We start from the raw sequence: 11398 nt of genomic DNA, 5'->3' as shown, positions 1-11398 counted from the left end.
CCGCCAGACGGGAAGTAAGAGGCCATAAAAGAAGCGACGGCGGGGCGCCGGTCATCGGACTGGAAGCCCGATGGCCAGCGACGCGCCGCCGCCGCTCTTGCTTGGGACCGACGAGCTTTCTGGCGAGTCAGCTCTAACCGGTCCCGCCCCATCGGTCGCACTCAACCGAGGAGGCTGCTTTGAGGGTACCCGCTAAGCCGGACCCAGCAGCAGTAGACACGCCCGTAGAGGCCGCACGCCCCCATTCCGGGCTGGTGCGCTCCGGATCACTTGCCACGCTGCTTCACCTTCTTCCTGCTGACCAAGAGGGTCTCAGCAGGCTGCACGCCGCCCAGCATCTGGAGGCGCCTCTGGACGCCCCATGACATGAGAAAGGCGCCCCTCGGGGCGCCCTCCCAGCCAATTGAACTCGTGTCTCACACCGATCGCCGGATGACGGGCAATCCTCTGACGAACGTTGCGAGACGCGAAGGTGGTGCACGCCTGCACCACAACACGCTTGGAGCCTGACGATAGCACGTGGTCGTCGGGACGGCCTAGCACGCCCTGAATCAAGGAGCGGGATGGCCGTCCCTGATTCGTTGGTTTCTGCAGGTCAAATACCCTGCGCAGCGTCTTCGACACATAATGTCGAAGGCGGTATCTCGGCTGCAGCCGAAGTCGCTGCAGAGGCATGGGCGCGCATCACCGTGCCCCACATCGCTCAGCGGCCGGTCATGCGTGGCTCTCGCGACGGCGGCAGGTCCTTCCCCCGCCAGTCCCCCTCGGGATACCGATACGAGGTCGAGCTCCGACCCGAGCTGCCCACTCGGCCGACTACCGTGCCGACCGGTGACAGGGAGACCGGCACCACGACGATCACGGTGCTGGACCTGGACACCTACCGGGTGCCCCCGGAAGCTGCCGGCGACCGGCCCGGAGCGGTCGCGGCGGTGGCTGCCCGCATAGCCGAGCTGATCGCCGAGTGCGGGGGCCGCTCCTTGACCGTGGAGAGCCCGAGCGGCGGCCGGCACGTCTATGTGTTCTGGGCGGCACCGAGGCCGTTCATAGAGGTTCGGCTCCTGACCAAGGCACTGGCCAGGCGGTTCTCCGTGATCGACACCTCGCCGATGGAGCACACCGACGGGCAGATCCGCGGGCCCGGTTCGCCGCACAAGAGCATCGGTGGCCAGATGACCGGCTACATGCGCCTGGCCTGCAGCGTGGAGGATGCCGAATCCATCTGCGCCCGGCCATGCGGCGCGGACGTATGGGAAGCGTTGCACGTTGAGCTCGCGGCCGAGTTCGACGCACTCACCGGCGGCCGTACCTACGAGGCGCGCCACGCGCAAGCCCCCGACGCTCCGCTCGACACTCAGGCCCGCCCGTACTGGCCTCGTCACGGCGGCCGCACGCCTCTGCCTCCCACCTACGCCGAGATCGCCCGCACAGGCCGCTACGGCTCCCGCTACCCCAGCTCCTCCGAAGCCCGGCAAGCCATCCTTACCAGCGCGGCCGCGCGCGGATGGCGACTGCACCAGGTCCGCGAGCAGCTCCAGCCCTCCATGCCCTGGGCCGCCATCGCCGGCTGGTGGCGCGACGGCGCCCTCCTGGAGGCCGAATGGCAGAAGGCGATCGAGTTCACGGCACCGGATCCAGACGCGCCACCTGCGAAACCAGAGCGCCCCTCTCCACTGGGGATTCCTGTCTCCAGATGCAACACCAGTGCGATAGACCTCACGCCCGGGCGCCCCCACCTGGACCAGGGTGCGGACGGCTGCGGCTCGCAGAGTTCTTTTGAGATCGATGAGGTGGGAAGAGGGGACACAACCACGCTCCTTTATGTTGTAAAGGAGCGTGGTTGGTGGAACTTCGAAGTCGTACCTCAAGCTTCCTGGCAGCCACAGCAGTACCAGCAGATCCGGCGCTGGCAGAACGCCCTGCTGATCGTGGAGCGGTTGCTGGAGCTGGAATGGGGGCGCCGGGCTCTGTCCTACCGGGCGATCCTCAGAGCGATCGGCGCGGCCGCACAGATGAGCGGCTCGACCATCGTGGAGTTCGGCACGAGACAACTCGCCTACGCCGCCGGCGTCGATCACACCACCGTCTGCCGCGCGCTGCGCGTGCTGAGAGAGGGCCCCTACGCCCTGCTTGACAAGGTCGTCGACGCCTACGGCGTCCGAGCCGACGTCTACCAGCTCGTCATACCGGACGCCGTCGCGGCCGAAGCGGCGTGGCGACGGTGGCGCAGCGGACGCATCGAGGCGATCCATCCGGCATTTCGGGTGCTCGGGCACCCGGCCGCGTTTGTCTACGAGGCGCTGGGCAGCGAGTTCTTGCCACCGTACGAGCTCGGCGCCGGGGCGCTACTGCCCCGCTCGACCACCCATAGGGCGCTCCAGATCCTGGCCCGCCATGGCCTGGCCGAACGTGCGGACACCGGCCGATGGCGACGCGGCCAGGCCGACCTGGACGTCATCGCCATCGTCACTGGCGCCGCCCAGGACGCCGACGCTCAGCTGCAGGGACACCGAATCGACCGCGAGGCCTGGCACACCTACCTGGGCATCATTGCCGACGTTCCTGAGCTGGCCCTGACTGGGCATCCCCAAAGCCGCACCTGCAACGTTCGACGCCTACGACCACGGCGGCGTGCGCCCTCCTGGTTGGTTCCGCCGCCACGAACGCGCCCGATCACCGAATGGGATGCCTTCCGGCCGCCTGACTTCGATCCCGCCGAACTAGTGGGTGGCGTCCCCGCCTGTGACCAACTCCCAGAACTGCATCACTTGGCCGATATCCCTCCCGATATCACAGCCATCATCAGCGAGGAGAACCGCCTCATCGAGGCCGACTACCGGACGCCGGCCCAGGAGATCGAATACCGAGACGTCCTCAGAGATCTCCAACAACAACTAGCGCCGCCCGGAGCCGGCATGTCGCCAATTTTCTCTCGTCCAGACAAAAGGGGACCCAGGACGGCGACAGGCCGGCCGCCTCCCGACGCATAAGCTTCCTCCGCCAGCGCCAGGGGACCCATCAGCCCTTCTCGTCGGCTGCCTTGAGGCAGGGGGCTCCGAGTAACCGGCACGCACCATCAGAGCCCCGGGCAAGATAGCCGACGCGGGAGGCCGGATCATGGGCCTCGTGCGCGGAGTACGGCAAGGATCAGCTCTCAGTGGGTTCACGGCCGGCGCGAGCGGCTCCGGTCGCACCCGGTCAGGGCTCGACCAGTGCTAGCTCGTCAGCACCGCTGTCTGTAGGTCCGCGATGAGCTCAGGTGTGAGGCAGCACCCATCTCCCTCCCTACCGAGGACGGCATTCACTCCGTGGCTCGGTCGTGGCCTGCTCTTGTTCAGTACAGGTCGGTGATCGCTGGTGTACAGGCAGGTGCTGCCGCGGGGGCTTCCGGTCCTCGGGCGCAGAGCGCCCTGCGGTCCGGGTCCCCCTTGCCCTCGAAATTCGGTGGCTGGTGTTGGCGGATGGCGGGGGAACTCCTTTGGGCGAGCGATTAGAGGCCCGGCCAGTCGCGGGCAGATGGCCGGTGCATCGGCGTGTCGCACCTGAAGGGAAGGGGGGAGATATGAAGGTACGCACTGACGTGCCCCCCGACCAGGGGGCAAAACTGACGGGGGAAGGCGACATCCGAGGGCTGTGGGTTCAGCCCCCGCCCCGACGTTGAACCGGAGACATACGGTACAAAACCGCTCCCAGGCTGGTGCGTAAAAGGTGCACGACCTGCGAAAACAGTTCCAGGTCAAGGTGGTTGTGCACCCCCGCCGGCACTGGTGTTAAGAGCGTTTCGGTGTTTTCCCAGTTCAGGGGAGGTGCGATGCCCCCGGTTTCTAGTGGCGATGGGTGCATGCTGTGCCCCCGCTCATAGGGGCATTGCACCCGGCTCGTACCCAGACCCCTCGTCTGCCGAACCAGCCAGCGCCTCGGCACCAACAGCCACCAGGTGGTCAGGGGCTGGCGCGTTCGTAGGCCGGTAGCCCGGCTGGATTGCGAGGCGAGCTCTGGAGAGCCCCCAAGGAGGGCATCCAGAGCCGTGGACCGGCCTGCGAACGCCGATTGGGGCTGGGGCGATCTCTGCCCGCGAGGCCAGGTCGCCTGCATCGCGGTCGCGAGTGAGCCATCATCCAGGCTGGCCGGACCTGAACGCTGGACGGCTGGTGCGGGAGACCCAAGCCCTCCATGGCGTGAGTCGGGTGCACTCTCTTACCGGGTGCACTCTCCGGGTGCACCCGGTAAGAGAGTGCACCCGGCGCGCCCATCGACCAGGCAGAGGGTGCAGAAATGTCGCCCCACGACGACATCGACGCCACCGAATCGGGGGGCAGTAGTGTCGTCCTTGCACGACATTCCTGCACCCGATACGTTGCGAAGCAGCGTCGGTCGATCATCGAGTCACGCGGGAGGTGAGATGCACGCAGAGGCCAGAGACGAGGAAGAACTCGTCATCAGCCGCGGTCCATCCGGCCTGATGCGTGCCACCCCACGTAAGAAGCGCGGCTACGGATTCGCCGAGGCTCCCCCCGAGGTCCGCGGGTACGTTCTGTCGGCGACGCTAGTCTCCGACACTCAGGCCCGCGTCCGGATGCCCGGCACCTGGATCCAGGTGCTCAACGCCTTCGTCAGCCTGCAAGTGACCAAGCCGGTTCCCGGCTACGTCCAGGCCTCACAGCGCGACATCATCAGCGAGTTCAAGATCGCCTCAGGTCACGTCGGCGACGCCATGTCTTATTGGCAGGCGATCCTGTGGATCCGTCGCGTCGGCCGCGGCGGCCGATACCAACTGTCGCCGTGGCTGTTCTTCAAGGGCAACTCCAGCCTCATCGACCAGGCCAAGGACGAGTGGCTGGCCGCCACCGGCGGTCTCGTGTGCTACATCCCCGCGCCGGGCCACCCCTACGAATGGCTCGCCGAGCGGAAGGCCGGCACCCCGACGCGAGGGTTGCCGTTGGCCAGCCATCAGCTGACGTTGATCGACCGGCCCTCACACCGAACGTTGGCCGCCGTGCCGGCACCACGCACCGACGACGACAGCGGCACCGAACCCGAAGTGCGGGCACAGGCCCTCGAAGCGCTGGTAGCCGAGCGCCTGGCCCGAGCCGCCACCGCGCAGGACAAGGTCGAGGCCATCTACACGACCTATGCTGGCAATGTCACGCCCAGCTCGGTCATGCGAATCCTGCAAAGGCACGACCAGGCTGCGGCGATGCCTCGTGACACGGTGAAGTCCTGTCTGCGTCGCATCAGAGAGCGGTCCGCCAGGACCATGCCCTCTGGGACCCCCCGGGAAGGACAGCGATCACCATGAGCCAAGCCGACACCCGCGTGTTCGCATCGGACCTTGACGAGCAAGGCCCAGTACAGCTCGACCGTGATCAGCTGATCAGGTTGGCACAGTGCGGTCTGAATGAAACCGCCCTCAATGTGCTGCTCTTCCTCCTTGGCCGCCACAACTCCCGAACCGGAATCGTGAAAGCCACTCAGCAGGAGCTCGCTGCGGAGATCGGTGTCGGCCGCCAGGCGGTCAACGGCGCTCTGAAGATCCTCGGAGACAAAAAGCTCGTGACGCGCGTCGCGCAGGGCCGCTATCAGCTCGCCCCCGTTCTCTTTGCACCGGACAGCGTCGTTCCGCTTGTTCCGAGCGCGATCGAGTATCGCGCAACGCAACTCGGCACTCCCTCAGCCACTCGTCCTAAACTCCGGATGGTCACCGACTGAGCGCGCCACCAAACCCCTCTGCCGGCGGCCGCCGTTCGACAGTGCGCGACGCCCCCTGTGCCCTCGTGGGCAAGGGACTGACGCTCAGGGCGTGAGATACCCGACGCATCGGGGTGATTCACCCTGTTTCCGAGCCATTCGGGCACCCGACCGCCCTCGTGTACGAAATGCTGAGCGACACCCCTCTGAGTGACAGGAGCTCGCCGCCGCGGCGCTACTCCCCCGCTGACCGCCCACAGGGCGCTGCTGACTCTGGCCAGCCACGGCCTGGCCGACGCGCAGTCACGGGCGGGCGGCGATGCGGCTCAGCCGACCTGGACGTCGTCGCCATCGTGACAGGCGCCGCCCAGGACGCCGACGCCCTACTAGGGCGTGTCCAGTGGATCTTGGTGTTTGGCTGAGGTCGATCTTTGGGTGTGGGTTGATGCTGTGTCATGGTGCGACGGCATGAGTTGACCGATGCGGCGTGGCGGCGGATCGAGCTGCTTTTGCCCGCGCAGCCTGCCCGGGGTGGCCGGTGGGCGCGGGTTATCTGGGGCTATTGAGCGAATGCGCTGGTCGGGGGCTTGGTGCGGTGTAAGGCACGTCAGTCGCGTAGTAGTTCTTCGAGCTGCGCCGCGAGGTCTGCCTGGGTTCGTTGGACGGCCTGGTGGAGGCGCTCGGCAGGGACTTCGAACACGAAGAAGCTGCTGGGGTTGCCGTACTCCAAGCGCCCGTAGGCGGGTGGACGCCAGGCGCCGTCGATCCGGGCGCCGGGCCGGAGTAGTTGCCGGTGGAAGAACGGCACCGTGGGCTCGTCGGGCTGAAAGGTGTCGCTCCGCCAGGCCGGGGTGTGGCGCATCTTGTCCTCGGCTCGGCCGGTGAGCTCCCAAGCCCGGTAGGTCTCGGGGTGCCAACCGAGATCGGCGGCGATCCGGGCGCGGCTCTTGCCGACGCGGACGCGCAGGTGGAGAATCCGCTCGCCGCCACCCAGGTCGCACAGGTCCAAGGGCTCGGCGAGGCCGACTGATCGGGCCAGCCGCGGCAGGACCTGCGCTCGCGGGCGGCGGGTGCCGGCCAGGTAGAAGCTCACGGCCCGCTCCGACACGTCGGCGGCGGCCGCGATCTCCGGCACGGTCAGCCCCTTGTGCTCACGGGCAGCGCGCAGGCGAAGGCAGTCGTACCCGTAGTCGGCCTCCGACACCGAACCTCCAGGAAGACGAGCTCGCGGGGCGTGCAGAGCACCAGCGTGCCACGGCCACCCTACTGAACAAACGGTGGAACCGTACGACATCGGCATCGCGCCCGTACGACTCCACCGTTTGTTCAGGGCTGGGGCTCCGGCTCGGGGGAGCCCGTCGCTTACGTGGCTGACGTGACGGAACAACCCCCAGATATTCGTACGGCACGAGCTACGGGACCTACACGCCGTACATGGATGACAGCGGAAAGCCACCCCAGATAACCGATCATCGCACGGTGTTGAACGGGATCTTGTGGAAGCTGGCCACCGGTGCTCCGTGGCGGGACCTGCCCGACCGGTACGGCAAGTGGAAGACCGTCTATGAGCGGTACCGGCGGTGGGCCGCCGACGGCACCTTCGACCGCATCCTCACCCACGTGTAGGTCCACGACGACTCGGTCGGCCGGATCGACTGGACCGTCAGCTTCGACTCCACCATCGTGCGCGCTCACCAGCACGCCGCCGGTGCCCGCAAAAGGGGGACCCGGGCGGGACGAACCGGGCGTCGGGCGGCGGTCAGGCGCTTGGGCGGTCACGGGGCGGGCTGACCACCAAGGTCCACCTGGCCGTCGACGGGCGCGGAATGCCGCTGTCGATCGTGGTCACCGCCGGCAACGTCAACGACTGCACCGCCTTCCCCGACGTCCTCGCCGGGATTCGGGTGCCGCGCCTGGGGCGGGGGCGGCCGCGGTGCCGACCGGACCGGCTGATCGCAGACAAGGCCTACAGTTCGGCGGCGATCCGCCGGACCCTGCGCCAGCGGGGCATCGCCGTCACCATCCCCGAACGCGCCGACCAGAAGGCCGGACGTGCCCGCCGCGGCTCACGAGGCGGGCGCCCACCGAGGTTCGACCCGGCCCTCTACCGGCGCCGCAACGTGGTCGAACGCTGCATCGGCCGCCTCAAGCAATGGCGCGGCATCGCCACACGGTTCGACAAGCTCGCCCGCAACTACCGCGCAGCGATCGTCCTGGTCACAGCCCTGCTCTGGATCAACTCATGATCCACCGGACACGCCCTAGCGAGAACAACCCCGTTGTGGGCCGCTCAGGGCCCACAACGGGGATACGCTCCTGCCGCTGACTGGTGCGCCCTGGCTCCTGAAAGCGGCGCCTTTGCGGCTGCGGTGCTGCCTAGCGGAACTCCCGAGTCAGAGATTTGGTCTCGCCCGCCGCGAACCACCGCACAGATCCGGCGATCGGCACGGCGTCAAGGTGGGCAAGGAGCGTGTCTCTATCGGGGAGTGCCCATCTGACGCTTCGGCTTGAAAGTTCTGGGCATGTCGTTCGCGACGGTATTGAGGAAGCGTTCAAGCACGCCGTCGATGAATTCCGATCGCGACTGCGCACCTACCTGTTTGCTGAAGTGGTCGATCAGGTTGAGCTCAGATTTTGTTGGGCGGATGGGGAGTTGCACAGTCATGCGGCCGCCTGTGGCAGCGCGGCGCCTCGGGGCAGCTCCAGAAAATGGACCGCTAGCGGCCTGCGGCGGCTTTCGCCGGTTCTGAATTATCTCGCGGTACGTGCGCAGGTCTTCGTCGTGGCAGTGGTTGAGAGCTTCGAGGACAACTGCGCTGATCGAAGGCTCGGTGCCGGTCTTCGTCTTGACCTTCGCTTGGTAATACTCGAACCGGATGGCCAACTCGGCGCCGATCAGGACACTGGTTGGTGCGAAATGGGCTGTGTCGTCCACGAGGGGGGCGACCGTCTGCACCGGTGGGACGGGCGGTGGGACCGCTTCCACCGAGGGCCCGCCTCCGCCGCCCCACACGCTTGTTGAGATACCGCCTGACTCGCTCGCCCCTGCTGGCTGCGCAGCCGGCCTTTGCTCCGAACTGGACACTGTCTGCGACGACGTCTTTCCTGACTCCTTCGCCTTGCCTGCCGCCGCAGATTTGCGTGGGGCGGGTTTGAAGACGCCGAACCCTCCGCCCTCGCCGGCGAGTGGGTCCGGAATGGGTTCGTCCTTCTTGCTCACGCACCGACCTCCTCTTCACCGTTCAATTCGTTGACCAGGCTGGCGATCCGCTGCAGTATTTCGGTGGTCAGCGCTTGATAGTCCTTGGCAAGATCGACAGCAGATTTCCGAAGGCCGGAGTCAAGCTCCTTCTCCTTGGCGAGTTCCTGTGGCACAAGCCCGCGAAGGCGAGCTTGCACGGCGACAGCTTCAACGTGACGGATGTCAGTGTCGAAGACGGGTGCGGCACCGTCGAGGTCTTTCTCCAGGTGCGCGCGGATGACCGACTTGACTCGGGTGGCGCTTGATCCTGTAGCAAACAGGACTACTCCCAGGAGCGTCAGTCCCTCGTTGAATGGGCGGGCGTCCATGAAGCGTCGCGCGATGACCTTCAATCCCTTGCGGCTGCTGGGGTCACTCTTCGAAGGCACGATCACCGCATCGGCTGCGATCAGGGCCTGGAGCTGAAGCACCAGCGAGCCCGGTGCGACGTCCAGGATGATCAGGTCGTAGTCGTCGTACACCTGCTCGATGGCAGCGGCGTACATCCCTAGCCACGCGGGGTCACCAGTGGCTGCGGCCAGCCGACGTTGACAGTAGAGCTCCTCGGTAACCTCTTCGAGCGCCTCACCGCCTGGAACCACATGAAGGTTTCTGCGGGGTTCACCACTGGGCTGTAGGCCTGTCCCACTCAGGACGGCCGTAGCCTGCCCACGCCCGTCATCGGCGATCGCCGTGCCATTGAAGCCAAGGTCCTCTGCGTTGTTCCCCTGAGGGTCAAGTTCCATCAAGCAGACGCGAACGTTCTGCGCTGCAGCGGCTGCAGCGAACGCAGCGGCGGTGCTCGACTTGCCGACACCGCCCTTGCCGTTGGCCAGGGCGATGACTTTGACCCTCGCCGCCCCCTCGGCTGCCTCGCGACTACGTCGTTCCTCCCGGGCGGCCAGCACAGCTCGGATCCTATCGAGGCTCACTATCTGCAACTGCGCTTCCATCGTCTGAGACGTGGCCTGCATGCGATCCCCTTCCATGTCCAGATAGCACCCCCAGGTCCTATCACGGTCAGCGATACGAGTCACGCGACACGCCGGAGGGGCATCTGCATGTCAGTGTGCTCTACAGCTGAGAAGCTGCAAAGAAGCTGGAAGTAGTAGTCCTGAGTAGGCCTGGTCTGGCACTCGCATACTTCATCGCATTGACGCCGCTTTAAATGGCAGTTGTAGCACCTGCTGCACCGCTAGTTGGTGAACATCCGCTGCCGTATAGGCGCCTGCGGATAGATATCCCCGATACGTTGCAGTGGTTAATGCATTTAGTCAGACATGGATCTGTGTTTACAATAATGCTCTGTTGCATACAAGCTCCTCGGCTTGCATTGAAGTGTTTCACGAAGTCAGGCACGATGCGTGAATCAAGGCAGAAGCCGTTAGGTAAGCGCTCGCGAGCTAGTTTACACATGTGCTCGTGTGCTTTGACATGATCTAGCAAGCTCCGCTCGCCGTGCACTTCAGTGCTCCCATCATGCTCTAGCGCATAGCAAGAGACGAAGGGTGGACTGTTACTCATGTCGAAGCGAGAGCCAAAGTGGCGCCTCGTGCCTATGTCAAAACCTGATGCGCCGCGCTGTGAAACATCTAGCTCATCGCTTGTCGTGCCCCGTGTTGAAAAATACCAGCTGAGGAAAGCTGAGGCACGCGATTTTGCGCCTACGGTCCTCCAGAAGCTGGCACTTTGGTTCATGCTCACGTTGAACCAGGAGCGCAACGATCCAAACACATAGGCAGTCACGCGAGATGCGGTGCGTGCAAAGTTCTTAGCTTTGACCTCGACATCATGATAGAAGCGCCACTGAAAGTCGCATTTCAGCTTGATACAGGGCCTGGTTCTTGGAAGGTCTTGCCCATCGGAGGATGGGGGAGTCTTGAACCCGTCGCACACCGCCCACGATGAGGTATGGCATGAGGTATGGCACGGGGTACTCATTCGAGTACTCACCGCAGGTCAGAGGCTGTCACTGCTGGCTGAGGCCTCTGTAGTTGGGCAGTCGTGGAGCGTCCTGTGTATCTCCTCGGCACCCGAGTCTTGGTTCGAGACCCGCTCCTGGCGAGTCGTTTCGCCTTGACTGGTGGCCTCGCCAACCCTGGTCTCATGGCTTGCACCATACACCTGGCCACGGGGAAGGCGGGGGTCATGAAGCAATCAGGGAGAGGCTAGAGTCCGCGTTCTGATCGCTCGACTGTCCCGCAAATGGATCGCGTGGCCGAGAAGAGCAAGGAAGGATCGTTCATGAGCCACAGTGCGCCGAGCTACTCTCGATGAGCTGGATGGGGGGAGGTCGCCTGGGAACGGCGGACCCGCCGGACTGTACTGGAGTCCTCCGGGTTCCTTCTAGGACTAGGCCCTGCTCTCTTGTACCAAGCCAGCGTCGTGAAGGCGCAACGGGCCGACCGAAGCTTCATTCTCAGCGCGGACGTCAAGCAGGGGGACCTCGGTGAAGAAGCTCGCCGTCAT

Annotated in this window: 6 protein-coding genes and 1 pseudogene; 4 read left to right on the top strand and 3 right to left on the bottom strand. The window is 65.4% G+C overall.

The features are described 5' to 3' along the window. Window positions 1-821: 821 nt before the first annotated feature. From AB0C84_RS42005 to AB0C84_RS41995, 3 genes are all read left to right on the top strand, one after another. Window positions 822-2990 (top strand): hypothetical protein, encoded by a 2169-nt coding sequence (locus AB0C84_RS42005; RefSeq protein WP_361077417.1) that lies wholly within the window; start codon window positions 822-824, stop codon window positions 2988-2990. Between the two features lie 1412 nt (window positions 2991-4402). After that, the gene (locus tag AB0C84_RS42000; RefSeq protein WP_361077414.1) at window positions 4403-5299 is read left to right on the top strand and encodes a hypothetical protein; all 897 of its coding nucleotides are present in this window, start codon (window positions 4403-4405) and stop codon (window positions 5297-5299) included. Continuing rightward, a complete protein-coding gene (locus AB0C84_RS41995; protein WP_361077411.1) occupies window positions 5296-5709 on the top strand; it encodes a replication/maintenance protein RepL in 414 nt (137 codons plus the stop codon). The genes AB0C84_RS42000 and AB0C84_RS41995 overlap by 4 nt, the downstream gene beginning before the upstream one ends. 586 nt (window positions 5710-6295) lie before the next feature. Here AB0C84_RS41995 and AB0C84_RS41990 read toward each other — a convergent pair. Beyond that, window positions 6296-6892 (bottom strand): helix-turn-helix transcriptional regulator, encoded by a 597-nt coding sequence (locus AB0C84_RS41990; RefSeq protein ID WP_361077408.1) that lies wholly within the window; start codon window positions 6890-6892, stop codon window positions 6296-6298. A gap of 275 nt (window positions 6893-7167) precedes the next feature. Between AB0C84_RS41990 and AB0C84_RS41985 the strand changes: the two are divergent. Continuing rightward, window positions 7168-7934, top strand: a pseudogene (locus AB0C84_RS41985) (IS5 family transposase); the annotation flags it as partial. A gap of 230 nt (window positions 7935-8164) precedes the next feature. Here the strand turns inward: AB0C84_RS41985 and AB0C84_RS41980 are convergent. Further along, window positions 8165-8908 carry a hypothetical protein gene (locus AB0C84_RS41980; RefSeq protein ID WP_361077405.1) on the bottom strand — a complete coding sequence of 248 codons (744 nt, stop codon included), beginning with the start codon at window positions 8906-8908 and terminating at the stop codon, window positions 8165-8167. Further along, a complete protein-coding gene (locus AB0C84_RS41975) occupies window positions 8905-9903 on the bottom strand; it encodes a ParA family protein (RefSeq protein WP_361077402.1) in 999 nt (332 codons plus the stop codon). The genes AB0C84_RS41980 and AB0C84_RS41975 overlap by 4 nt, the downstream gene beginning before the upstream one ends. Between the last annotated feature and the right edge of the window lie 1495 nt (window positions 9904-11398).

The organism is Actinomadura sp. NPDC048955 (assembly GCF_040649435.1).
Taxonomy (GTDB): domain Bacteria; phylum Actinomycetota; class Actinomycetes; order Streptosporangiales; family Streptosporangiaceae; genus Spirillospora; species Spirillospora luteofluorescens.
Note: the sequence above shows the minus strand (reverse complement) of the source record. Positions and strands in the feature narration are given on the sequence as shown.

What these genes read in the sequence shown, in the direction of transcription:
- AB0C84_RS41975 (WP_361077402.1), bottom strand. Translation starts at nt 9,903, where the DNA reads ATGCAGGCCACGTCTCAGACGATGGAAGCGCAGTTGCAGATAGTGAGC.
- AB0C84_RS42000 (WP_361077414.1), top strand. Translation starts at nt 4,403, where the DNA reads ATGCACGCAGAGGCCAGAGACGAGGAAGAACTCGTCATCAGCCGCGGT.
- AB0C84_RS41995 (WP_361077411.1), top strand. Translation starts at nt 5,296, where the DNA reads ATGAGCCAAGCCGACACCCGCGTGTTCGCATCGGACCTTGACGAGCAA.